Here is a 24,151-nt window from a genome sequence, read left to right on the forward strand (position 1 = left end):
CAAAAAATACAATATGTTTCCCTATCCAAGTCGAGACAAAACTTACTACTATTGTCGCAAATTGGCTGGCAGCGCGAAATACAGGCGGGCGGCAACGTCAAAAAAAATTCCTGGCAGATAGCTTGCCCACCAGAAAATTCTGAATTTGCGGCCGCTATTTCGCCAGGGTTTTATGGCCTCCCGGGCGGCGGCGTTGTGCCCTTCGCGCCACAGGGCAACAGCTTTCTGAAAACCCGCCCTGCGGGTCATCATCGTGACAAGACCTGAATATTCCTGATCATAGCCAGGGTACAACACCCGGTGCTTCTCAAGGATACGCAATGTTTCATCAGCAAATTGACCAAATTTGCGAAAGGTTGTGTTGCCCCCGTGCACCCGCCAAAGGGTCAAAGGCTCATCCACATAGTCCAGCTCCCAATCGTGGGCGATGCGGTAAAAAACATCGGCCTCCTCGCACACGTTGAGGCTCTGGTCAAACCACCCTCCGTTACGCCCTTCACCCGATGGTGTTTTATCGGGCGAAAGGCTTGCCAGAGCCTCGCGGCTGACCATGGCGGACGACATGGAAATCCACTGGCGTTCCATCAATGCGGCAAAGGCCATGCCCCGCGCAGGGGACGTTTCGGCAAAAAGCCTCTTGAACACACGCTTGCCGTCAAAAATTTCCGTATCCGTGCACACCAGGCCCACACGCGGATTGCCTTCAAACAGGGCCACCTGGCGTTCCAGTTTGGTAGGACGCCACACGTCATCGCAGTCAAGAAAGGCCAGATACCGCCCACGGGCCTGAGCCAGGGCCAGATTGCGCCCCTCGCCCAGAGGAACAATGCCCTCCCCCCGGAAGTAGCGCACCTTTTCGCCATAGCTTTTGGCAATGGCCGGGCTTTCGTCCGTTGAGCAGTTGTCCCAGAAAACAACCTCAAAATCCGTGAATGTCTGGGCCATGAGGCTGTCCATGGCTTCGCGCAGATCGCGGGAACTGTTCAGGCAATTCATGATGACCGAAACTGCGGGGGCGTTCATGCTTTATCCTCATTGCGCGCGGTGGGTGGTGTGGATGTCTGTTGGGCCGGGCTTTGCCCTGCGCCAGCGGGAGCGAATGAAGCCTGCGTTCTGAATACCCAGACCTTGCACAGCGCATAAACCATGACAGGCACGGTCAGGACAGCAACAGGCATTGCCCAGGCATAAGGGACCCCAAGCCGCACCAGCAGCCAGACAATGATCGAATTGCAGCACAGGCCCACTGCTTGGGTAGCCGCAAAGCGCGGCAACATGGTTCGGTGGCTGGCAATGCCTGCGGCGGAATCCGCAGCGCGGAACGTCCACAGGCATTGCCCAAGATAGGAAACAATAAAACTGAGCGCATAGGCAAGGGCGTTGCCCACAAGCGTGGGCAAACCTGCCATGTTGACGAACAACAGCCCCAGTAGAAAATAGCTTACGGAAGCCGCGCCGCCCACAATGCCAAAGCGCACCCAGCGCCGGGCCAAAAGCCCGCGCACCAGATCCGCCAGCCATCTGAAACCCGGCACAGCCTGCCAGCCGCTAACCACGGCAAATCTCCTGCGCACCGGCGAGCGCTACTTGAGTGCGGCAACAAGCGCGTCGCACACGCTCTCCACATCTTCGGCGCTGAGGCCGGGGTGCAGGGGCAGGGTCACAAGCTCACCATAGAGCTGTTCCGTCACGGGCAGCGACTCCGCGCCCCCGCCAAAGCAGCTAAGCAGGTGGTTGGGTTTGTAATGCACTCCGGTGGGGATATCACGTGCCGCCATAAATTCCTTAACGGCATCTTTGCGGCCACCCAGGACACGCACGGGCATGATATGGCGCACCACAAAGTCCTGCGGGTCAGTGGCCAGCAGGGCAAGGCCCTCCACATTGGCGAGGCGCTGTTCATAAATGGCTGTAAGCATGCGGCGTGCGGGAATAAATTCCGATTCAAGCCGCCCAAGCTGCACCCGCCCGATGGCGGCCATGATATTGCTCATGTGATAGCGCCAGCCCTGACGGGTCACATCGGGATCCCACGAGCGCGCCCCGGCAAAACGCTGCTTTGCATCGTTGGCTACAGAAAGCAGCCGGGCGTCAGAAGCCAGATTTCCGGCGGCCTCATCAAAAGCCACCAGGCAGCCGCCTTCACCGCAGGTAATATTTTTGATTCCGTCAAAGCTGAAGCAGACCATGTCGCCAAAGCTGCCGATCATGCGTCCCTTGCTTTTGCAGCCAAAGGCGTGGGCGGCGTCTTCCACCACGCGCAAGCCCTTTGCACGGGCAAAATCATATATGGCGTCAATATGCCAGGGATTACTGGCATAGTGCACGGGCATGATGGCAATGGTGCGGGGGGTCAGACGGCGTTCGGCATCGGCAAGGTCAATGGTGCCGGTTTCAGGCAGCACATCGCAGGCCACAGGCTGGCAGCCTGCGGCGGTAATGGCCTGAAAAGACGCCACAAAAGTAAGGGAAGGTACCAGAACTTCCGGCTTTCCGTCTACGCGGCACTGGGCGGCAACGGCATCCACAGCCAGATGCAGGGCCGCAGTACCTGTATTTACAGAAATAACCTGACTAGGTTTGACGCCGAGGTAGCGGGCGACTTCTTCTTCAAAAAGACGCACTTCGTTGCCCATGCCGAGGTAGCCGTCTTCAGTAATAACACGGCTTACGGCGCGGGCTTCAGCTTCACCCACAATGGAGCGGGAAAGACGCATGGACATAAGGCCTCCTGCTGCGGCGGCATAACCCTAGCGGCTGTGCCGCTACGGCTGGCGAAGGCTTCAGGCTGCGCGTCGTTCACTCAAAACACCGCAGGACGCCGGGCTTTAAAAAGTCCGCCGTCCGCACGGAATCAGTAGTGCGCGCCTGGCCGCCATGCTAACCCGCATCGGCGTTCATGTCGCTCAATAACGTGTCGAGGTCAAGCAGAATGAGCAGGCGGTCTTCAAGCTTGCCCACGCCCCGGATATACTCGGAGCCAATGCCGCAAACCACCGGTGGCGCAGGCTCCACTGTGGAGGCGGGAATGCGCAGCACTTCGGACACTCCGTCCACCAGAAAACCCACTATTTTCTGGTTAAATTCCATCACGACAATACGCGTGTTGCCATCGTGCTCCAGGGCGGGCATGCTGAAGCGCGTACGCATGTTGACGACCGGAATAACCTTGCCGCGCAGATTGATTACGCCTTCAATAAATGCTGCGGCATGGGGCACCATGGTAATCTGCATGAGACGGATGATTTCCTGAACGGAAAGGATGTCCACCCCGAACTCTTCTTCGCCAATGCGGAATGTCACCAGCTGGAGCAGATCGCCTTCATGTTCCTGTCCGGAACCTTGCAGCATGTCCTGCCCAGTCGCTTGCGCCGCGTCCATTGTATCCGTCATGGGATGGCCTCCATGGTATAAGCGGGCGTTTTCCGCCCATGAATCGCCGCTTTTGCGGCAATTCGTCATATGCAATCCGCTGCAATCTGCGCCGGGATCGATCCCGCTAACTGGAGCGTTCAGGCCCCGGTTTCAACCTTATCGGACAGAGCGGAGAATACTTCAGAGTGGGTGACAAAAACAATCCTTTCGGGCCGGGTTACGCCCAGCTTTCCACAAGCGCGCGTTCCTGGGGATTCAGGTATTCCATCCAGATTCCCCGCATGTAGTCATAGTGATTGATGCACAGTTCAGGCAGGTCGGTTTGTTTATATGCCCAGGGCTTGGGACCGTGAAAATGCACTATCCGTGCTTCATCCCTGCATTCCTCTCTATAGGGGGGGCTGTTCCAGCAGTCATCCAGCCGCGTTATGCGCTTGCCAAAAAAATAATTCACCAGCGACTGATCAAGATTGCCGATGCGCGATTCATTTTCCTGGCAAAAAGCCATGAAATGCCCTATCAGATCGCGCTTGCGCAGCCGCTCAAGATTAAACAGCGCCACTCCGCTGGAATATGTCCAGATGGGAAAAGGCATGGGAACGGTGTATTGTTCGCCCCTGTATTCATAAAAAAGCTGCTGATGCTGATGATAAAATGGAGCTGTGTATTCCCTTGCCATACCCACGTAAGCCGGATGTTGTGCAAAAAGTTCGTCCAGCGGGCGATAAAAAAGCACATCCGTATCGCAGTAAAGCACACGGTCGTCCTGGGCAAGCTCGGGCACAAGAGCCAGCTCAAGTTTGAGAAAGCATCCGGCGCAGGACTGCCCCAGAGGCGTGAAACCGCTTGGGTCAAGGCGCGGCGTATAGCGCGCAACAGGAATATTTTCCGCAGCGAGTTCTGCCAGCAAGGCCGCATCGCTTCCGGCATAGATGCAGAGGCAGGGGGCATCCTTGCCCTGCACTGCACGCAATGACCGCACCGCCACCTTGAGCAGGGTCAGGTACTTGATCTTGTCGTCAAGGCAAAAAACGGTCTTCACAGGCTTTCTCCGCGCAGACGTCTTTGCAGGGCTGCCGCCTGCCCCTGCAGGGCCGCATTGTCAAAGTCCTTCACCGAGGCAAGAATGGCGGTCAGGTCTTCTGCATAGGGGGTGCCGTTCACAAGAGGCATAAACCGCTCAAGGGCACTTTCCGCATTTCCCCAGTCCGTTTCCATCAATTCGGGCAGTTCGGCAAGCAGAGCCAGCAGGTTGTCCCGGTGCTCGCCTTCAAGGTGCATGGTACCGGCTGTGACCATGCTTCCATCGCCTTCAAGACAGCGTACGCGCAGCAGCACTTCGTTCATGCACGCTTCAAACTCGTCCATCAGTTCTTCGCTCGGCGGAATAAGGGGCAAAGAGTTTTCCATGTGCCGCGTGAGGCGGCATACCCGCTCCACGCCAAGGTTGGCGGCAACGCCCTTTACCGTATGCGCCAAACGGGCCGCACCACGCAGATCACCGCAGGCAAGCAGGCCGCGCAGCTCTCTGGCGCTCTCGCCGTAGTGATCCACAAAACGCAGCAGCAGTTCCCTGTACAGTTCGCGGTTGCCGCCTACGGTTGCAAGGCCAGCCTCCACATTGACCGCCTGCCCCTCCGGTACTGAAGAGGCTGTGGCCGGGTCGCGCATAACGTCCAGAGAATGCCGTTCCTCGCCCTCCTGAACACGGATTTCGGCGTCTGCGGCGGCAGAAAAAACATCCGGGGCAACATCTGCGGTCAGCGGATTGGACTGTAATCCGCCCGGAAGCCATGTTTCAAGGGCGGCATATAGGGCGGCAGGATCAACCGGTTTGGTGAGATAGTCGTTCATGCCCACGTTCTTGCCTTCCAGACGGGAAGCGGCATCGGCATGGGCAGTCATGGCAAGAATGGGCAGATCCGCAGGTGAAAAACCCAGCGCGCGGATGCGCATGGTGGCCTGAAGGCCATCCATTACAGGCATCTGCACATCCATGAGCACAAGGTCAACGCCGCCGCCGCGAACCTCTTCAACCGCCGCAAGACCGTTGGAGGCCACACGCACGTCAAGCCCGGCCTGGGTCAGCAACTCGCTGGCGATCTGGGCGTTGATATCGTTATCTTCCACCACAAGTACAGTGCGGTGCACCGTGGTCGCAACGCCAAGGGCACTGTCCACAACAGCGGCGGCTTCTTCCTGAGCGGAGGTAGCCTCCGTAATGGCTTCGCCCTGTTGCACCCAACCGAAGGACAGTTCAAAGAAAAAACGGCTTCCCTTGCCGGGTGCGCTTGCCACAGAAAGCTCCCCGCCCATGAGGTTGACCAGTTGCCGCGCCAGCGCAAGCCCAAGGCCGAGGCCGCTGTTTGATCGCGTCAACGACTCATCACCCAGGGCAAAGGGTTCAAAAAGCTTGTCCTTAAGAACAGCATCCATGCCGGGGCCGCTGTCGGCCACCACAAAAAGCAGACGGCATCCGCCATCTTCCAGGTCGCCGTGGGCAAGCTGCACACTGCATTCCACTGAGCCCGTGCGGGTGTACTTGACCGCATTGTCCAGCAGGATGCGCAACACTTCTTCCAGATGCCGTTCATCACCTTCCACAACTGCTGGCACAGCCGGATCCAGTGTAAAAATCAGCTCCAACTGTTTTTCAAGGGCGCTGCCCGCCACGCTCTGTCGCAACAGCTCCAGCAGGCGGGGCACCTGAAATGCCCGGTTTTCCCGGCGCAGCAAGCCCTCGTTGATGCTTGAAAAATCAAGAATCCTGTTGACCATGTCCAACAGCAGGCTGCCGGATTTGTTGATCTGGGAAAGATAGTCGCGCTGCACACCGCTGAGGCCAGCTTGCAGGCTCAGATAGCTCATGCCGATGATGGCATTGAGGGGCGTGCGGATTTCATGGCTCATACGGCGCAAAAAATCTTCCTGCACGTGTGAGGCCCTTTGGGCGAGTTCCAGTGACGACAAGGCCTGCGCACGGGCAAGCACGGCCTGCTGCTTGCTTTTGCGGGCACGCCTTTCGGCCTCTTTCAATTCGCGGATACGGGAAAACAGCGTTCCCTTCATGCGTTGCAAGGAAGCGAACATGACAGCCAGCTCATCCCGGTACTTGAGCTTCAATGGTTCGGGATCCTCGCCCGCCGCCACGCCTTCAGCGTATTGACTGACCTCGCCCAGCGGCTTGGCGACCCTCTTCTGAAAGATATAAATATTGGCAACCGCGCTTGCTCCCAGGGCCAACAAGGCAAAAAACATGGCCCAGACCATCTGGGCAAGCGGCGACTCCTGTTTGCTCACCTGTTCCAGAAAGCTGCGGTACTGCACTTCTCGCAGGGCCTGCGCGCTGAAAAGAACCTGCTGCGCTTCACTGTCCAGATTGACCCTGTCTACCCAGATCTGCGCGCCTTTCAGGTCAAGCCCGTCCCTGTCCCACAGGGGCGGCCCGCTATTGCCCACAGCCATGTTCACGGCGGTATCAAGCAGATTGTCGAGGTGCCTGCGCTGGGCAAGAAGCGCCTGAACCTGCCCTTGCAGACCTCCCGTCACATTGAGAGTGCGGGCAATATGTTCAAAGGTTCCCTCGTGACCGGCGGCGTCCTGCATCTCGTGGACGCGATCCTGATTCAGCATCTGCCACTTGGCATAACGCTCTGGATTGCCCGTAAAAATAAAGGCGTGGGCTTCTTCGTAACTCTGGCGGGTATTGGTTTCCACATCCACCAGGAGGGAATCAAGCCTGTAGTAGTTTTCGAGTACCCTGCGGCCCTCATTCAGGCCGCGCCCCAGAGATACAAGGCAAAGCCCAAGCAGCAGAAGAAGCAGCAACTGCGCGAGGTTGGAAGTTTTGATAATGGTTCTGATGCTCATGCTTCTTGCTCCCGCAGGCAGCGGACAGTGCCCTTCGTCAAGCTTGAACCGGACAGGCAGACACCCCCGCACGACTGACGGATGGCCTCATACCTTGAAGTATTGGCATTCTTACCATAGGCTGCCGCAAAAATCACCCGCGACCATTCTGGAGAAACTGAAAATCCCCATGTCCCCCACCGCCCGGAATTTATTGCCCCACGCGGCCTTACTGACAGCCATGGCCTTTTGGGGTTCCACCTTTGTTGTGCTGCGCATCGCCCTGACCGCCCTGACCCCCCTGCAAACCATGGCCGGGCGCATGCTGGTGGCCTGTATTGTTTTTTTGCCCCTGTGGTCGCGCCTCTGGCGCGAACTCAAGGAACACGGCAATCTGGGGACGCTGACGCTCATGGCACTGTGCGAGCCCTGCCTCTTTTTTCTCTTTGAAACCCACGCGCTGCGCCTGACCACGGCCTCGCAGGCGGGCATGATAACATCCCTGCTGCCCCTGTTGGTGGCGGCAGTAGCCTTTGTCGCCCTGCGCGAACACGCGGGCCTGCGCATGTGGCTTGGCTTTTTGTTGGCTGTTTGCGGCGTCACGTGGCTCACCCTTGCCGCTGTGCCGGACGAAAAAGCCGCCAATCCCCTGCTGGGCAATATTCTTGAGGGTATCGCCATGTGCTGCGCCGCCGGATATACCGTGCTGGCCCGCCACCTTTCAACCGTATACAGCGCCCTGTGCATCACGGCTGTTCAGGCCTTTGTGGGCATGATCTTTTTTTGTCTGCTGGCGCTTGTGGTGCCGGAATCAGACACGCTCATCAGCCTTGGCAGGGATTTTCCCGCATGGGTTCCCTGGGCCTGCGTGTTCTATCTGGGCGGCATTGTGACCTTTGCAGGTTACGGTCTGTATAATTTTGGCGTAAAGCGCCTTTCTGCTGGTCGCGCCGCCGCCTACACCAATCTCATACCTGTTTTTGCCCTGCTCTTCGGCGTCGCCCTGTTGGGCGAGAAGCTCCCGCCCGCCCAATATGGAGGAGCCTTGCTTATAGTGCTTGGCGTACTGCTGAGCCAATGGCGCGGAATAAGCCGCAACGCCCTGGCCCAAAAACCGACAGTATGATTTTTCTGCTCAAGGCAGTTGCAGCACGTTGAGTATGGCCGGCATATCCAACGCGGCTTCTACAGCATCGGCCAGCCTGTCCAGCTCAGGACCGAGGCTGTAGGCTGTTTCCGGCGCTGACGGCAAACCCGCCTCATGCCGCAGACGACGCAAAAATGCATGGCGAAAGGCGTCCTCGTCAAAAAGACCGTGCAGATAACTGCCCCACACACGGGCACAGCCGCGAGCATCGCACCGTCCCCAGCCCACGGGGCGGCCCCCGGAGTCGGTCATCACAACCCGCATGACGGCAGACGCGGCATCGCCCGCAGCGGGTTCACCAGCTATATCCGACAATTCTCCGTGCAAGGAGGAGGTCTCGCCGTGATGGATCTCATAGCCTGTCACGGCCTGGCGTTCTGCCCCGGTCACACAGGCATCCGCCCATCCGGCGGCACGACACAGGCGCTTGGCTGCCAGCAGCCTTGTACTGAGTGGCAGCAGGCCAAGCCCCGGCTCGCATCCGCCTTCTTCAATCTGCAGAGGGTCGACTATTTCAACTCCAAGCATCTGCAATCCCCCGCAGATGCCTACCAGCGCCCCAGTACCGCGCGTCAGGCACTGACGGGCAAATTCCTGAACCAGCCCGGCCAGTCCGGTGCGCCGCAAAAAGCGTAGATCCCCCACGGTATTGCGGCTGCCTGGCAGAATGACAACATGCGGCGCACCCCACTGATCCGCCTGGCGCACAATACGCAACTGCACCCCCGGTTCGTCCCGCAGGGCGTCAAGATCCGTGGCATTGCTCAAATGCGGCAGATCGGGCACCACGATATCCAGCAAGCCGGGGGCACCAGAGGTTTGCCCCAGGCGCAGGCCAGGGGTCAGACCTTCCTTGAAGTTTACGGAGTCCTCTTCGGGCAGGCGCAGGTTTTCCAGCATGGGCACCACACCCCAAAAGGGTTTACCCGTGCGCTTCTGGATCATGGACAGGGCGGGATCCAGCAGACTAGCGTCGCCCCGGAACTTATTGAGAATAAAGCCCCCTACACGCCCCCTTTCGGAGCGGGTGAGCAGGGCCATGGTGCCCGCCAGGGCCGCAAAGGCCCCGCCACGGTCAATATCCGCCACCAGAGCCACGTGCGCCTCGGCATAACGGGCCATGCGCATGTTTACAATATCATGTGCCTTGAGGTTGATCTCAGCCGGGCTGCCCGCCCCTTCAAGCACCATAACATCCATATCTGCGGCCAGACTGCGGTAGGCACGGCGCACTGCCTTCCAGGCTTCTGGCTTATAGGCGAGATACTCGCCCACGCGCATGTGCCCCACGGCTTCGCCCAGTACAATGATCTGGGAACCCACGTTGGACGTGGGCTTGAGCAGCACCGGGTTCATGCGCACGTCTGACGCAAGGCCGCAGGCGGCGGCCTGCAAGACCTGAGCGCGGCCCATTTCCTTGCCGTCGCTGGTTACAAAGGAATTAAGCGCCATGTTCTGCGCCTTGAAGGGCGCAACCCGCAGCCCCCTGCGCGCCAGCAAGCGGCACACAGCCGCCGTAATCAGGCTTTTGCCCGCGTTTGAGCATGTTCCCTGAATCATGAGAGCCGGAGGCAAAAAAAGCCCCGGCTTCGATTGTGCCGTGTGAACCGGTCTGGCCGCCATCGCGGTAGTCCTCCCTGCACTTGCGGCAATGCCCGTTCAGTGCTGTGTCTTTTATGATATCTTTCCGGCAATATATGGATTGAGGGAAGCTACCGCAACCGATGCGCCTGTGCAGTCCGCCAAAGTGCAAAGCTGACCTGCTGCGCTGGGCGTTCTTCGCCTTGCACTGCTTGCCAGCTTTTCGTATAAAAGAAATGGTGGTCATACAAATACCCGCCGCAGCCCTGAAGGGCACGGCGGTTTACGCGGCCGCCAGGGCCGCAAATACCTGCGGAGTTTCAATGAAGCGTGTACTTTTATGGATTCTGGGTGGCGCCACTGTTCTGGCAGTGGCGGCGGCTGTTCTGCTCAGCAGGGTCGACGCTGGCTTTGTGGTGCGGCAGATCGCCGATGCCACGGCCAAAGCCACTGGGCAGCCATTAACGTTTGACAGCCCGCCCGGAATTTCCTTTTTCCCCCCCGGCGTCAATTTTGGACAGGCGCACTGGGGCAGCGCCAGCGATGGGCAGGGAGTGGTCATCTCCGTCAAAAGCGGTATGGCCCAACTGGAGTTGAGCCCCCTGCTTACGGGCAATGTTATCGTGCGTGAAGTACGGCTGAACAGCCCCATGATTGAAGTCCGCGAAGGCAAAGCCGTTGCCGCTGCCAAGCCGGACGCGGAAAAACCCGCAGCTGAAGCCAAGCCCGCCGCTTCGACTCCGCCAGCCCTTCCCATTGAGCTAAAACGCCTTGTACTGCGTCAGGGTGTTGTGACCTACGCAAGCGCAAATGGTAAAACACTGCGCGTTGATGATGTAAACTTGTCTGTAGAGAATCTGCGCACCGGACAGGAAGCCGTGGTGCAGTGCGATTTTGCCTTTGTTTTTGGTGAAAGCACCGCCGAACCATCTGCCCCCGCCGCCAAGACTGGGGCAAGCAGCATCTCGGGGACGCTGGCATTTTCTTCCCGCCTGCGCTACGCGCCCCCTCAGTTGCTTTTCCGGCAGACCGCGCTGACAGTCACCCCGCTCACCGGAGCGCTGCCCAAGGAAGCTGGGCCGTTGCAGTTTACCTGTGAAGGGTCGTTACGGCTGAGCGATCTGCACCTCCAGTTGAGCAAGGCCTTGCTCAATACGCCCCAGGCGCGGGTGAGCGCATCCGGCGAAGGTGGGCTGTCCCCTCTGGCGTTCAACGGCGCTCTTGAGATGGAAGGCTCGCCCCACAAACTTGCCGCGCTGGCAGGTCACAAACTGGCGACGCCCTCAGCCAAGGACGATCTGCGCTTCAGAACAATGGTGCGCTATGCCGCCAATGCCCTGAACCTCAGCCAGATGCTGCTGCAACTCGACGATCTTTCCATGCGCGGCGGTCTGCGCCTTGACCTGCCCGAAAACGCTCCCATGCTTGTGACTGCTGACGTGCAGACCGGCATGCTCAATCTTGATCCCTATCTGCCCCAGGCAGAATCCGGCAAAAATGTGGCGGAAACCAAGCCTGCGGGCCGCGACGGCACAGCAATCAGCGGCAAACGCGCCAAGCCGGATGCGGAAGCCGCACGGCGCATGCCGGGGCTGGACATCCGCGCCAAAGTGGCTGGCATTACCAAGGACGGGTTACAGGTAAAAGACATTGCGCTGGCCATCAAGGGAGAAAAAGGACGCTACGCCCTGACATCCTTAACCGCCAGCCTTGGCAGCGGCGGGCTTATCAAGTCCACCGGCACCATGGATATGGCGACTGAAACTTGCGCTCTCAAGGCGCAGGCCGCCGATGTGGAGGTTGGTCCGCTGCTGGTTGCCCTTGGCAAGGGACAGCTGGCCGATGGGCAAGCCTCGCTGGATGCGGATGTGACCATGAAGTGCGCGGACGCCAATGATATTCGCCAAAGCCTTGGCGGACGCGGGCTGCTGGAAATACGCCGCCTGCATGTTCCGGCCATGGCAGAGCTTTCCAAGAGCATCCCCTCGCTCACCGGCAAGGGGGGGCCGCTGCCCGACCGCTTTGATCTGGCCCGTGCGCCCTTTACTGCCCGCGATGGCGAAATCAACGCAAGCCCCATCACTGTCACCTCCGCCACCCTCAACGCTACGGGAAAGGCGCGCATCAGCCTGCCCAAACAGTACATGGATGCGGCTCTGGACATCAAAACCATGGGGCTGACAATTCCTGTGACGGCCAAGGGGCCTTTGAGTGACATTTCGTATGGTGTTGACCCGCGTTTTGCCCTTGATATGGCAAAAAATTTGCCGGGCGCATTGCTGAAAACCGGCAAGGAAGCCGGGAGCACCACCAAGGATGCGGCAAAGGGCGCTGAAGGGCTGGTTCGCGGCATTCTGGGCCGTTAACAGGCATGGCTGCGGCCTGACAAAAATACTTGCCAGGGCCAAAGGGCAAGGCAAACAGCCCCGGTTCACTGGTAAAGGTATTTTCCCGGGGCTTGCCTTTTCGGCGTCATGGGCTAAAGCTATTAGCATCACGGGCGTTAAGCATTAAAGAAGGCCTGAACGCGCTTTAAAGGCGCGAGTGGTGAGCGGAGTGGTCAAAATTCCGCCAGCCAGGCAACACACGAGCTTTACGGGTTTTTTGCCCGGTAAGGCATAGAGCGAACAGGCGGCAGTATGTACTTACTTATAGGACTGGTCATTGTTGCGGCTTCAGTCGGCACAGGCTACACCATGGCCCGCGGCGACTGGGGCATCCTTTTTCAGCCCGCCGAGTTCATCATTATTTTGGGTTGCGGCCTTGGGGCGTTTTTTGGTTCGCAGACCAAGTACACCTTTGGCCTGGTTGTCAAAAGTCTCAAACACCTGTTTGCCGACCCGGGTTCCAGCAAAAATCATTACCTTGAGACCCTTGCCCTGCTGTACGCGCTCTTTTCCAAAATGCACCGCGAGGGCGTGATCAGTATTGAAAGCGACGTTGAAAAACCCGAATCCAGCCCAATTTTCAGCAAATATCCCAATATTTCCAAAGATACCGTGCTGGTGAACTTTGTGGGCGACACGCTGCGAGTATACCTGACCACCGGCGACCCCGCAGATATTGACAGCCTCATGGACGTGGATATCGAAACCATGCGCGAAGAAGGTATTTTGCCCGCCCACGCCGTGTCGCACATGGCCGAATCACTGCCGGGCATGGGTATTGTGGCCTGCGTTCTGGGCGTGGTTTTGGCCATGGGCAAGATCAATGAGCCACCGGAAGTTCTTGGCCACTACATCGCGGCAGCACTTGTCGGCACGTTTTTTGGTATTCTTGCCTGCTATGGCCTCTTTGGCCCCATGGGAGCAAAGCTTGAAAACTACGTGGCCGAAGAACATTTTTATTTTAACGCTATCAAGGAAGCCGTGGCTGCCGCCATTCGCGGATCAACTCCGCTGATCGCCGTGGAATATGGGCGCAGGGCCATACCCTACCCCTTCCGTCCCTCGTTTGCCGAAATGGAAGAACGGCTCAAGAGCGGCTAAGCCAGGGCAAACGGGCTGACTGCCCCCCTAATCTGGGGGGTGCAGGCGCAGATATTTTGCCCTTCTGTAAAAACCTGCTATGGTTTGTGCATCAAGGGTGCTGGCGGCTGATTTTTATGCCGCCAGCAAGAGCGCGAAGCCCGGCGCAGAATACTACGAAGGAGAAAGCCTATGGGCGGCGGCGCATGGAAAGTGGCGTATGCCGACTTTGTTACGGCCATGATGGCCTTCTTCCTTCTGCTGTGGATCCTCAGCATGGTGCCGCCCGACACCAAGGCGGGGCTTGCCGCGTACTTCAGCGGCGAGCGCAATTTTGACTCCAGCTCCACATCCCCCATTTCAAACAATCCGTTCATTCAAAACACGGATAAAATCGATGCGCGCGACCTTAAAATCAACGAGGTCGAAAAGTCGCACTACGCCATTGCGCAAAAAATCAAACAGATGCTCATGGCAGACGCCATGCCGCAAAATTCCTCGGGCATCAGCGCGGATGACGTGGGCGTGCAGTTGCGCGTCAATTCGGACGTCATGTTCCGCCCCGGCAGCGTTGACCTGCTGCCCGAAGGCACCAAGGTGCTGGAAGCGGTGCTGAAACTCATGAACGAATACAATCTTTACCTTGTGGTGCGCGGGCACGCTGACTCCACCGAGGCAAGGCCGCCGTTTGCCTCCGCGTGGGAGCTTTCCGGCGCGCGCGCCTCGGCTATGGTGCACTTTCTTGCTGAAAAGGGCATCAAACCCACACGCATGCGCGCTGTGAGCTACGGCGATACGCGCCCCCTCAAGCCGGGCATTGACGAACAGAGCCGCGCCATGAACCGACGGGTGGAATTTTTCTTCCATCGGCCAGAGGTCATGTCGTACAGCGTGGTTTACTAGCCCGCCTTTCTGCCAGTAAATTGTAAAAGAAGCGGCCCCTGTGACAATCCACAAGGGCCGCTTCTTTTTTTCACTGACATATAGATGCCTTTCGGCATCCTGACCAGAGTTATATCTTACGTACTTCCGTGTACCAGGCGGCAGCCTCTTCAAGCAGCTTGCCCGTGCGGGCCGCCAAGGCCTGAGGATCCTTGATGTAGCCGTCCAGCAGCAGGCTGGCGTCAAACAGGCAGCCCGTCATGTCGGTCAGAATCCTGTCGTCCGCGTCAGCCTTGAACATGCGCAACATGCTGCGCAGCAGGGGATGATCGCGGTTGACCTCCAGCACCTTCACAGGGATGGAGTCATCCTTCTGCATGACCTTGAGCAGCTTTTCCATGGAGGATGACAATCCGCCATCGGGCGAAACCAGCACTGCGGGGCTGTCAGCCAGACGGTGAGAAACGCGCACTTCCGTTACTTTGTCGCCCAGGATTTCCTTCATCTTGGCAAGCAGGGCATCAAAGCTAGCCGAATCATCGTCAGAAAGTGGCGCGGCGGCCTCGTGTTCCGGCTGCTCCTTGTCGGCAAAGTCTTTCAGGGCATCGTCCGCCGCTGTTTCCACCGATTTGAATTCCCAGTCCTTGTACTTGGCAAGGCCGTCCATGACAAATTCGTCCACAGGCTCATACAGCCACAGTACTTCAATGCCCTTGCGGCGGAAGCGCTCCATGTGCGGATTGAGGCGGGCAGCCTCCCGGCTGGGCGCAGCCACATACCAGATGGTCTTTTGCCCCTCAGGAGCGCGGGCCATGTATTCATCAAGGCTGGTGAGCGCCTCCGCATCAGCGAGGGACGAAGAATTGAAGCGCAGCAAGGCGCTGATGCGTTCACGGTTGGCGTAGTCGTGGTACCCCAGCTTGAAAACCTTGCCGTGCAGCTTCCAGAAGCGGCTGTATTTTTCCGCATCGTCCTTTGCCAGCTTTTCAAGGTGGCCCAGGGCCTGTTTGACCAGCACCTGATTGATCTTGCGCAGCACCACGTTTTCCTGAAGCGTCTCGCGCGAGATGTTCAGGGGCAGATCTTCCGTATCGACCACGCCTTTGAGGAAGGCCAGATATTCAGGCACCAGCTCTTTGTTGCGGTGCTGGATAAGTACGCGGCGGGCATAGAGATCGAGCCCCCAGAATTCGCGGTCGGCACCAAAAAAATCCTGCGCCGAATCGGGCGTGAACAAGAGGGCATTAAACTGTACGGGCGCATCCACAGAAAGATGCAGGGTGTCCAGCGGCTCCTTGGCGTCATAGGTCAGGGCTTTGTAAAAGGAATCGTACTGCTCCTTGGTGACCGAAAACTTGGGCTCGCGCCACAGCGCAGGCTGGGTGTTGACCCGCTCGCCGTCCACCAGGACAGGGAAGGGAACAAAGGCCGAATGCTTGCGGATAACCGACTCAACGCGGAACTTCTCCGCAAATTCGGCGGCATCGTCCTTGAGCCATGCCTTGATGACCGTACCGCGCGCCGGTTCGTCCCCGGTTGCGGGCTCAATGGTAAAGGTGCCAAGCCCGTCGCTAACCCACACGCTGGCTTCGGCACCATCGCCAAAAGCCGGGCGCGAGGTAACTTCCACCTTGCTGGCCACCATAAAGACGGAATAAAAGCCCACGCCAAAACGGCCGATAATATTGGCGGCATCCGCAGGAGCGGAGGTTTCGCCCTCCTCCCCGACTTCGGGCTTTGCCGCATCGCTGCCGCTGGCTGCATTTTCAGCCGCAATATCGGCCAAAAACTGCTCGGAGCCAGATCTGGCAATGGTGCCAAGGTTTTCAGCCAGTTCATCTGCGGTCATACCCACGCCGGTATCTGCAATGGTCAGAACCTTGGCGTCCTTGTCCAGGCTGATGCGGATTTCAAGGGGAATATCAGCAAGACGCGGGCTTTCGCCCCTGTTCATGCGATAGCGCAATTTATCCAACGCGTCCGAGGCGTTGGAAACAAGTTCCCTCAAAAAAATTTCGCGATTTGTATAGAGCGAATTGGTGAGGATATGCAGGACTTTGCGCACCTCAGCGCGGAATTGGCGGGAATTCTTACCAGCCTCTGCCATGACAAACCTCCTGAAAAAAGATATAGTTGAAAATAATATCCCCCACTGAATTTTCAAGGGGGATTTGCCAAATTTTACGGCATTTTTCCGCGCGGCTGGTGGCAACGCAGGGAAAGCCGCGCGTCCGGCACCCTGTAAATCAGGCAGACAGGCACGCACGGACATTCCAATCCAATATTTCATCTAAAAGGGGGATAAAACATCAAGCCCGCAGGATTCATACTCATACGGGCAAAATGATATTCGTAACTACTTGCCATTTGATGGGAAAAAAGCTATCTCGCCTGAAGGATATTCAAGGAGGGCCTACATGGACGTTGTAATGCTTTCGCGTTTGCAATTCGCTGTGGCCGTTTTTTTCCATTTCATATTCGTACCGCTTACGCTCGGTCTTTCCGTCATTCTCGCCTGGATGGAAACCCGCTATGTGCGCACCGGAGACGAATTCTGGAAAAAACAAGCCAAATTTTGGGGAAAACTTTTTCTCATCAACTTTACCCTGGGCGTGGTGACGGGCATCACGCTTGAGTTCCAGTTCGGCACCAACTGGTCCCGCTACTCGGAATACGTGGGCGATATTTTCGGCTCCCTGCTGGCTATTGAAGCCACGGTGGCCTTTTTTCTGGAATCCACGTTCCTTGCAGTGTGGCACTTCGGCTGGAACCGCGTTGGCAAAAAAATGCATCTTGCCTCAATTTACATTGTGGCATTTGCGGGCAACCTTTCCGCCCTGTGGATCATTCTTGCCAACGGTTTTATGCAGCACCCGGTGGGCTACACCATCAATGAGACCATCGGGCGCGCTGAGCTTGCCAACTTCTGGCAGGTAGTGACCAATGGCTACGCCTGGGGCATGTACGCGCATACGGTGCTGGCATCGTGGGCGCTGGGCGGCTTTTTTGTGCTGGGCGTTTCGGCCTGGCATTTGCTGCGCAAGAGCCAGGTGGACTTTTTCAGGGCCTCCTTCAAGATGGCCGCGCCTTTCACCCTGATTCTTGTTTTGCTGCTGGGCCTTTCTGGCGATCAGCAGGGCAAGACGGTGGCCCAGGTGCAGCCTGCCAAGCTGGCCGCGCTGGAATCCCACTGGGAAACCGGGCGCAACGTGCCCTTCTACCTGCTGGCATGGCCTGACGAAGCCAATGAAGGCAACAAGGTTCAGGCCATTGGCATTCCCGGCCTGCTGAGCTGGATTGCCTATGGTGACGCCAACGCCGAAGTGAAGGGTCTCAAGGACTTTGCCAAGGAAGACCGCCCCCCGGTCATGCCTACCTTCCTGAGCTTCCGTGGCATGATCGCCATGGCTGGCCTGTTTGTGCTGCTGGCCGTGGGCGCTTTTTTGCAACGCAAAAAGGACGAACCCTGCCCCCTGCTGCTCAAGGCGCTGGTATGGAACATCCCCCTGCCCTACGTTGCCATCATGCTGGGTTGGGCAGTGGCCGAAATTGGCCGCCAGCCCTGGATCGTTTATGGTCTCATGCGCACTTCCGACGCGGTTTCGCCAGTTCCAGCCGAGAATGTCGCCATTTCGCTGGGTGCGTTCATAGTGGTGTATTCCCTGCTTGGCCTTCTGGACATTTACTTGCTGCGTAAATACGCCATCAAGGGCCCTGACGCCCAGGAGGTATAGCCATGTTGGAAACCATCTGGTTTGTGCTGTGGGCATTGTTGTGGGCCGTGTACTTTATTCTGGACGGTTTTGATCTGGGCCTTGGCGCGTTGCTGCCCTTTTTGGGCAAAAACGAATCTGAGCGCCGCATCATGTACAACGCTGCCGGGCCCTTCTGGGACGGCAACGAAGTGTGGCTTATTTCCGCTGGCGGCGTGACCTTTGCGGCTTTTCCCAAGGCCTATGCGGTCATGTTCAGCGCATTGTACGCCCCGCTGCTTCTGCTGCTCTTCGCCCTTATTTTCAGGGCTGTTTCCTTCGAGTTCCGCAACAAGGTGGAACACGACAGCTGGCGCGCCCTGTGGGACGGTGTGCACTTTCTTGCCAACCTGATCCCCTGCGTGCTGCTTGGCGTGGCTTTCGCCAACCTGTTCATGGGCATTCCCATTGACGTCAAGGGCGTGTACCACGGCAACCTGCTTGGTCTGCTGAACATTTACGGCCTTGCGGGCGGCGTGTTCTTTTTGTGCATGTTCCTGCTGCACGGCTCCCTGTGGCTGGCCATCAAGAGCACAGGCAGCCTGCAAACCCGCGCAGTGGCATCGGCCACCTTCCTGTGGCCTGTCATGCTGTTGCTGCTGGTGGTCTTTCTGGTTCTCACTGCCATGTACACCAAGCTGTATGCAAACTTTCTGGCCATGCCTGTTCTGTTTGTTCTGCCCTTGCTGGCGCTGGCGGGCCTTGTGGGCGCGCGCGTCATGCTGGGTGCGGGCAAGCTGTGGCTGGCCTGGGCGTGCAGCGCCGTGTTCATTCTTGGCGTTACCTTCTTTGGCGTGGCGGGCATGTTCCCCGGCATGATCATATCTTCCATTGATCCTGCCGCCACGGTCACGGCCTTTAACGGCGCTTCCAGCCAGCTGACGCTCAAGATCATGCTGGGCGTGGCCCTGGTCATGGTGCCCATCGTGCTTGCGTACCAGTTCTGGATGTACAGGCTGTTCTCTGCCCCTGTGACGCACGATGACCTCAAGGACGAACACGCCTACTAGCCTTGTCCATAAATAATTAAAAAAGTCCCGTGCTGGCCTACAGCGCGGGACTTTTTGTTGATACCTGTCACAAACACTTTCTTTATAATCACTCCGTTCCCACTACTGAGCGAGATAATCGCCTTTGGAACAAAAAAGCTTCTGGCAACTGGTTAATCGGTGGATTCCACCTCACGCACGCAGTAGCCCTGATGCCGCAGCGGCGTGAAGTAGTTGGTGCCCCAGGTCACGGCCAGCACAAAGAGCGCTGCGAAAAGGCCAATGGCAGGGGTCCACAAGGGGCTTGCGGAAAGGGCCAGCCGCATGAGCAAGGTGCCTATGACAAAACCCGAATTTCGGAACACCGCGTGAAAGGCGGGCATATAGCGCTGTGCAATGAGCACCATGGCGATATCTGCAAAAATCAGCACGGTGTAGAGTGTTTCAAAAAATTTGAGATCTTCGCCGGTTTTCACAAAATGCATGAAATCGTGAGAGCCTATGAACAAAAAAATGATAAACAAGGCCAAGGCCAGCATTTTTTTGCTCATGACATAGCGCATGCGTAGATCAGCTGTGGCGATAAAATGCAGATGCTGCCGTGCTATGCGCTTGTACAGACCAAGGCACAGATACACGGCAAGAGCGCCAGCGCCGGAAACCGCGATACTGATAACCGGCAGCAGGTCGTCAACCACGCTGACTGGTTCCGGCAGATGCGACAGTTCCTTAAAGGCATTGCGCAGCAAAATGAGGGTAAGTATCTCAAACTGCTTGCCCATGGATTGCGAAAGGGAACTTGGGATCACCAGAATCAGGCTCATGACCTCAAGCCCCAGAATCAGGGTAAAGGCCAGATGGATGGCGTAAAAATGGCTGTACGGCGTGATCGCTGCCAGCCACGGGGGCAGAATGCCCATGCGCTTGAGTTCCACCCCAAGCAGGGCGAGCAGATATACCCAGAGGATGCACAGGGCCACGCGGCGCTGGGTAGCGGCACGCTCCCAGGCTGAGTGAAGCCAGTCAAAAACATCCGTAATTGGCTGTAAACTTAAGATAAGCATGTAAATAGCTCCATAGATGAATACCCGGAGGCCCAGGGCACCCCGTCTGGCAGAAGAATATCTACAGCTTGCCAAATGTCAAAGACTACTAATCCTGTTATGGCAGACAGGATGGTGTATGGCGGGCTTGGGCCAATGCCTGCGCACTTGCCATCCATCAATATAGAACGTAGAGAAAAGGCTTCCCCCGCGTTGCAGACCTTCGGCTTGTCCGATGGGTTTGAACAGTGTCGGCGGCCTGCGGCCTGCCGAGAGCGCGAGTTTTTTCCAAACTGCCATGCCGCCCGACCCCGCATCACTACGGGCATCGGTTCGGCATGGTCGGCTATTGGGCTGCTCGCAGATGCGCGGGAAAACAGGGGGTGGATTGAGCATGCCCCGCCTGTCTTCACGGATTTGACCGGCGGCAACGCCGCAAGAGCTTCATCGAGCTTTACGAGGTAGAACGTCATGCCCCACAAGGGTCCGCATATCTCCATTTCTCCCGACTATGTGGTGAACAGAATTCTGCGCATCAACATTGATGACTTTGCAGAATGGCCCGAATCTGTGCGCAACCTGGCCATCGCCATAGCCGAAGAACTTTTTCTGGTGGCCTACAACCCCTTTATCAATGCGGAAACCGTGCGCACCAGCGTGCGCGAAAGCTATGACAAAGAATCGGTCTCCCTGGCGCACTATTACGCCACGGCCATCAGCGAAGGCCTCACCATGTTCTGGTCGGCCCATGAGGCCGAAACCGCCTTCCGCGCCAAACTGGTGGACGCCCTGCACGGCGTTTTGCCCGATGAATGCATTCTAACCAATCCCGCAGCCATGGTGGAATCGGCAACAGACGCCACCGACTTGCGTATGGAACTGCCCTTGTTGGTGGTTGAGCCGGACAATACCGAGCAGGTGGCCGAGCTTGTGAAGCTTGCCAACGACATGAAGTTTGCGCTCATTCCGCGCGGCGGCGGCTCCGGCATGACCGGCGGTGCAGTCCCCGCGCGCAAGCGAACGGTTATTGTCAGCCTCACCCGGCTGACGCGCATCGGGCCCGTTGACCTTGAAGCCATGACAGTCACCTGTCAGGCCGGGGCCATCACCCAGGCCGTCATCAACGCGGTGGACACCGAGGGCGCGCTGTTTTCCGTTGACCCTGCTTCCAAGCAGGCCTCGACCATCGGCGGCAACATCTCTGAAAATGCAGGCGGACCCAGCGCCTTTGAATACGGCACCACGCTGGATAACCTGCTGTGGTGGCGCATGGTCACGCCCACGGGTGAAATCATTACCGTTGAGCGTGAAAACCACCCTCGCCACAAGATTCTGCCTGACGAAACCGCCGTCTTTGTGGTCAAGGACGTGAGCGGCGGCGTACGCAACGTGGTACACCTGCGCGGCGATGAAATCCGCCTGCCGGGCCTTGGCAAGGACGTGACCAACAAAGTTTTGGGCGGCCTGCCGGGCATGCAGAAAGAAGGCGTGGACGGCATCATTACCGAAGCCTGCTTTATCGTTCACCCCAAGCCCAAGTACAGCCGCGTCATGGTGCTTGAATTCTTCGGCCGCTCCATGCACCCCGCCGCCATCGTCGTGCGCGAGCTGGTGGCCCTGCGCAACCGCATCCGGCAGGAAGGCGACTACGCCCACCTGTCGGCCATGGAGGAATTCAACGCCAAGTACGTGCAGGCCATCGAATACAAGCGCAAGTCCGAGAAATACGAAGGCTCGCCCATTTCGGTCATCATCCTGCAGGTGGACGGCGACGATCCCTACCTGCTCGACAAGTGCGTGGGCGACATCGTGAGTGTTGTGGAACAGCAGGACAACGTGGACATCATCGTTGCCGCTGATGACAAGGAAGGCGAACGCTTCTGGGAAGACCGCCACAGGCTCTCGGCCATCGCCAAACGCACCTCCGGCTTTAAAATGAACGAGGACGTGGTCATCCCCATGGACCGCATCCCCGACTTTGCGCTATTCCTCGAGCAGATCAATCTGGAATGCACGGCGGCCTCCTACCGTTACGCCTTGCAGGAAGTGGGGCGTCTGCCGGGCTTCCCCATGGAAGACAAGGACTTTAACCGCGAGTTTTCGCAGGCCTCCAAGGCTGCCTCGGGCGATGTTGCCGCCACCGAAATTTCGGATATGGAACTGGCCGCCCGCGCAGAAGACTTTCTTGCCAAGCTCAAGGAAAAATACCCCCATCTTGCCAAAAAGATCGACAAGATCAGGGAATACATGGATGCCAGCCGCATTGTGGTTGCCAGTCACATGCACGCGGGTGACGGCAACTGCCATGTGAACATCCCTGTGAACTCCAACGATGCCCACATGCTTGAAGAAGCGGAAGAAACCGCAGCCCGCATCATGGCTGAATGCCAGGAAATGGGCGGCGAGGTTTCGGGCGAGCACGGCATCGGCATCACCAAGATCGCCTTTTTCGGCAAAGACAAGATGGACGCCCTGCGCGCTTTCAAGGAGCGCGTGGATCCCCGCGATGTGATGAACCCGGCCAAGCTCGTTTTCCGCGAACTGCCGGTGCGCCCCTTTACCTTCTCGTTCAACCGCCTGATCCGTGATATTCGCGAAAGCGGCCTGCCCGACAAGGAAAAACTCATCAGCCTGCTCACCTCCATTCAGGTTTGCACACGCTGCGGCAAGTGCAAGCAGGTCTGCTCCATGTGCTATCCCGAGCGCTCCATGCAGTACCACCCCCGCAACAAGAACATGGTGCTGGGCATGCTGCTGGAGGCCGTGTATTACAGTCAGGTCAACAAGGGCCGCATCGAGGAAAGCCTGCACAAGGCCCTGCGCGATATTGTGGAACACTGCACCGCCTGTGGGCGCTGCATGGCCAACTGTCCGGTCAAGATTCCCTCGGGCGAGGTGGCCCTTACCCTGCGCGCCCTGCTGGAACACGAAGGCGCTGGCGGCCACCCCATCAAGGGACACGCCCTTGAGTGGCTCTCGCGCGACATCCAGCACCGTGTGCCCAAGGCGGCCAAAATGGCCTCCCTTGGACAAAAAATGCAGAACAAGTTTCTCGGTTTCGTGCCAGACATGTGGAAACGCCGCCTTAAAAGCCCGCTCTTTTCTGGTCGCGGCCCCAAGATGGGCTACACTAATCTGTATGAGGCCCTCAAGCTGCACAGGGGTTCCATTTTTGCGCCTGCCGAGCCAACGCCGGGCATGCCCTGCGTCTTGTACTTCCCCGGTTGCGGCGGCGCGCTGTTCTATGACCGCATCGGCGTTTCGTCCGTCATGCTTCTGCTCAAGGCCGGCTTTGCCGTAGCCGTGCCGCCCCGGCACATGTGCTGCGGCTTCCCCTTGCTGGCAGCGGGCATGGATACGGCCTTTGAAGACAACATGGCCCAAAATCGACAATATCTGGCCTCCATGTTGCGCAATCTTGCCAAGCTGGGCTTTGACTGCAAGCATATGGTCACAGCCTGCGGCTCGTGCCGTGACGGTCTTGAACGCCTGCACATGGAAACGCAGTTCCCGCAGTTGACCCTGCGCGATGTGGGGCAGCTTACCCTGCCCCTGCTGGACAAGGACAAGCTCAAGGCTCCCCTGCCGGAAGGCTCAAAGGTTCTGTACCACGGAGCGTGCCACTGCGAATGGGCCGATGTACACAAGATCAAGGGACAAAAGCAGATCATCAAGGCGCTGGGCGACTTCAGCGGCGCCAAAATCACGCTCAACCCCGGCTGCTGCGGCGAATCGGGCATGGGCGCCATGACCTCGCCCGACATCTACAACCTGCTGCGTTCACGCAAACAGATCCGCCTTGGCGAGGCATTTGAGCAGGGCAACGACGGCCCCGTGATTGTGGGCTGCCCCTCGTGCAAGATTGGTATTGGCCGCTGCCTCATCAACATGCGCGACAAACGCCCTGTCATGCACGTGGTTGAATGGCTGGCAGGTCAGGTGGATGGTGAGGACCGCCGCCAGACCTTCCGCAAAAAGGTCAACGAAATGCGCGGCGAAGTGCGCATTATTGACGTAAAATAACAGCCTTATTATCAGGCGGCCTGCGCATGCAGGCTCGACCTCC

General features: G+C 58.0%; 16 protein-coding genes. 7 read left to right on the plus strand and 9 right to left on the minus strand.

Going from position 1 to position 24,151, the window contains the following annotated elements; genetic code table 11:
• Positions 1 to 48: 48 nt before the first annotated feature.
• From ACUZ79_RS00940 to ACUZ79_RS00965, 6 genes are all read right to left on the minus strand, one after another.
• Positions 49 to 1,023 (minus strand): glycosyltransferase family 2 protein, encoded by a 975-nt coding sequence (locus ACUZ79_RS00940; protein ID WP_449250417.1) that lies wholly within the window; start codon positions 1,021 to 1,023, stop codon positions 49 to 51.
• Positions 1,020 to 1,556: a GtrA family protein gene (locus ACUZ79_RS00945; protein ID WP_449250418.1), complete on the minus strand. Its 537-nt coding sequence runs from the start codon at positions 1,554 to 1,556 to the stop codon at positions 1,020 to 1,022. Before ACUZ79_RS00945 ends, ACUZ79_RS00940 begins: the two co-directional genes overlap by 4 nt.
• Positions 1,557 to 1,583: 27 nt before the next feature.
• The gene (locus ACUZ79_RS00950) at positions 1,584 to 2,723 is read right to left on the minus strand and encodes a DegT/DnrJ/EryC1/StrS family aminotransferase (protein WP_240823211.1); all 1,140 of its coding nucleotides are present in this window, start codon (positions 2,721 to 2,723) and stop codon (positions 1,584 to 1,586) included.
• Positions 2,724 to 2,880: 157 nt separating this feature from the next.
• Positions 2,881 to 3,348 carry a chemotaxis protein CheW gene (locus ACUZ79_RS00955; protein ID WP_027180850.1) on the minus strand — a complete coding sequence of 156 codons (468 nt, stop codon included), beginning with the start codon at positions 3,346 to 3,348 and terminating at the stop codon, positions 2,881 to 2,883.
• A 244-nt stretch (positions 3,349 to 3,592) separates the two neighbouring features.
• Positions 3,593 to 4,417 carry a glycosyltransferase family 8 protein gene (locus ACUZ79_RS00960; protein WP_240823212.1) on the minus strand — a complete coding sequence of 275 codons (825 nt, stop codon included), beginning with the start codon at positions 4,415 to 4,417 and terminating at the stop codon, positions 3,593 to 3,595.
• The gene (locus tag ACUZ79_RS00965; RefSeq protein ID WP_449250419.1) at positions 4,414 to 7,245 is read right to left on the minus strand and encodes a response regulator; all 2,832 of its coding nucleotides are present in this window, start codon (positions 7,243 to 7,245) and stop codon (positions 4,414 to 4,416) included. Before ACUZ79_RS00965 ends, ACUZ79_RS00960 begins: the two co-directional genes overlap by 4 nt.
• Before the next feature lie 169 nt (positions 7,246 to 7,414).
• On the opposite strand from ACUZ79_RS00965, the gene ACUZ79_RS00970 reads away from it, so the two are divergent.
• The gene (locus ACUZ79_RS00970) at positions 7,415 to 8,350 is read left to right on the plus strand and encodes a DMT family transporter (protein ID WP_449250420.1); all 936 of its coding nucleotides are present in this window, start codon (positions 7,415 to 7,417) and stop codon (positions 8,348 to 8,350) included.
• A 9-nt stretch (positions 8,351 to 8,359) separates the two neighbouring features.
• Here the strand turns inward: ACUZ79_RS00970 and ACUZ79_RS00975 are convergent, their stop codons facing one another.
• Positions 8,360 to 9,994 (minus strand): cobyric acid synthase, encoded by a 1,635-nt coding sequence (locus ACUZ79_RS00975; protein ID WP_449250421.1) that lies wholly within the window; start codon positions 9,992 to 9,994, stop codon positions 8,360 to 8,362.
• A 281-nt stretch (positions 9,995 to 10,275) separates the two neighbouring features.
• Between ACUZ79_RS00975 and ACUZ79_RS00980 the strand changes: the two genes are divergently transcribed.
• The 3 genes from ACUZ79_RS00980 to ACUZ79_RS00990 all read left to right on the plus strand — a co-directional run bounded on the left by ACUZ79_RS00980 (position 10,276) and on the right by ACUZ79_RS00990 (position 14,322).
• Entirely contained in the window at positions 10,276 to 12,318 is a 2,043-nt protein-coding gene (locus ACUZ79_RS00980) for an AsmA family protein (RefSeq protein ID WP_449250422.1), read from the plus strand.
• Positions 12,319 to 12,591: 273 nt separating this feature from the next.
• A complete protein-coding gene (gene motA, locus ACUZ79_RS00985; RefSeq protein ID WP_449250423.1) occupies positions 12,592 to 13,440 on the plus strand; it encodes a flagellar motor stator protein MotA in 849 nt (282 codons plus the stop codon).
• 171 nt (positions 13,441 to 13,611) lie between these two features.
• Positions 13,612 to 14,322, plus strand: a complete 711-nt coding sequence (locus tag ACUZ79_RS00990) for an OmpA/MotB family protein (protein ID WP_449250424.1) — start codon at positions 13,612 to 13,614, stop codon at positions 14,320 to 14,322.
• 109 nt (positions 14,323 to 14,431) lie between these two features.
• Here the strand turns inward: ACUZ79_RS00990 and htpG are convergent, their stop codons facing one another.
• Positions 14,432 to 16,408: a molecular chaperone HtpG gene (htpG, locus tag ACUZ79_RS00995; RefSeq protein ID WP_449250425.1), complete on the minus strand. Its 1,977-nt coding sequence runs from the start codon at positions 16,406 to 16,408 to the stop codon at positions 14,432 to 14,434.
• 310 nt (positions 16,409 to 16,718) lie between these two features.
• Between htpG and ACUZ79_RS01000 the strand changes: the two genes are divergently transcribed.
• Together ACUZ79_RS01000 and cydB are read left to right on the plus strand one after the other, a co-directional pair.
• A complete protein-coding gene (locus tag ACUZ79_RS01000) occupies positions 16,719 to 18,035 on the plus strand; it encodes a cytochrome ubiquinol oxidase subunit I (protein WP_240823220.1) in 1,317 nt (438 codons plus the stop codon).
• Positions 18,036 to 18,037: 2 nt separating this feature from the next.
• Positions 18,038 to 19,063, plus strand: coding sequence for a cytochrome d ubiquinol oxidase subunit II (gene cydB, locus ACUZ79_RS01005; protein ID WP_449250426.1), 1,026 nt, complete (start codon positions 18,038 to 18,040; stop codon positions 19,061 to 19,063).
• A 152-nt stretch (positions 19,064 to 19,215) separates the two neighbouring features.
• Here the strand turns inward: cydB and ACUZ79_RS01010 are convergent, their stop codons facing one another.
• Positions 19,216 to 20,106, minus strand: coding sequence for a hypothetical protein (locus tag ACUZ79_RS01010; protein ID WP_449250427.1), 891 nt, complete (start codon positions 20,104 to 20,106; stop codon positions 19,216 to 19,218).
• Positions 20,107 to 20,556: 450 nt separating this feature from the next.
• Here ACUZ79_RS01010 and ACUZ79_RS01015 point away from each other — a divergent pair, with 450 nt between their 5' ends.
• Positions 20,557 to 24,108 (plus strand): FAD-binding and (Fe-S)-binding domain-containing protein, encoded by a 3,552-nt coding sequence (locus ACUZ79_RS01015; protein WP_449250428.1) that lies wholly within the window; start codon positions 20,557 to 20,559, stop codon positions 24,106 to 24,108.
• The last annotated feature ends 43 nt before the right edge of the window (positions 24,109 to 24,151 follow it).

It is taken from the genome of Desulfovibrio faecalis (genome assembly GCF_053570625.1).

Bases quoted from the DNA above. Each gene is read 5' to 3' on its own strand.
- cydB (WP_449250426.1), top strand. From the start codon at position 18,038: ATGTTGGAAACCATCTGGTTTGTGCTGTGGGCATTGTTGTGGGCCGTG.
- ACUZ79_RS00990 (WP_449250424.1), top strand. From the start codon at position 13,612: ATGGGCGGCGGCGCATGGAAAGTGGCGTATGCCGACTTTGTTACGGCC.
- ACUZ79_RS00965 (WP_449250419.1), bottom strand. From the start codon at position 7,245: ATGAGCATCAGAACCATTATCAAAACTTCCAACCTCGCGCAGTTGCTG.
- ACUZ79_RS00950 (WP_240823211.1), bottom strand. From the start codon at position 2,723: ATGTCCATGCGTCTTTCCCGCTCCATTGTGGGTGAAGCTGAAGCCCGC.
- ACUZ79_RS00975 (WP_449250421.1), bottom strand. From the start codon at position 9,994: ATGGCGGCCAGACCGGTTCACACGGCACAATCGAAGCCGGGGCTTTTT.
- ACUZ79_RS01000 (WP_240823220.1), top strand. From the start codon at position 16,719: ATGGACGTTGTAATGCTTTCGCGTTTGCAATTCGCTGTGGCCGTTTTT.
- htpG (WP_449250425.1), bottom strand. From the start codon at position 16,408: ATGGCAGAGGCTGGTAAGAATTCCCGCCAATTCCGCGCTGAGGTGCGC.
- motA (WP_449250423.1), top strand. From the start codon at position 12,592: ATGTACTTACTTATAGGACTGGTCATTGTTGCGGCTTCAGTCGGCACA.
- ACUZ79_RS00940 (WP_449250417.1), bottom strand. From the start codon at position 1,023: ATGAACGCCCCCGCAGTTTCGGTCATCATGAATTGCCTGAACAGTTCC.
- ACUZ79_RS01010 (WP_449250427.1), bottom strand. From the start codon at position 20,106: ATGCTTATCTTAAGTTTACAGCCAATTACGGATGTTTTTGACTGGCTT.
- ACUZ79_RS01015 (WP_449250428.1), top strand. From the start codon at position 20,557: ATGCCCCACAAGGGTCCGCATATCTCCATTTCTCCCGACTATGTGGTG.
- ACUZ79_RS00970 (WP_449250420.1), top strand. From the start codon at position 7,415: ATGTCCCCCACCGCCCGGAATTTATTGCCCCACGCGGCCTTACTGACA.
- ACUZ79_RS00980 (WP_449250422.1), top strand. From the start codon at position 10,276: ATGAAGCGTGTACTTTTATGGATTCTGGGTGGCGCCACTGTTCTGGCA.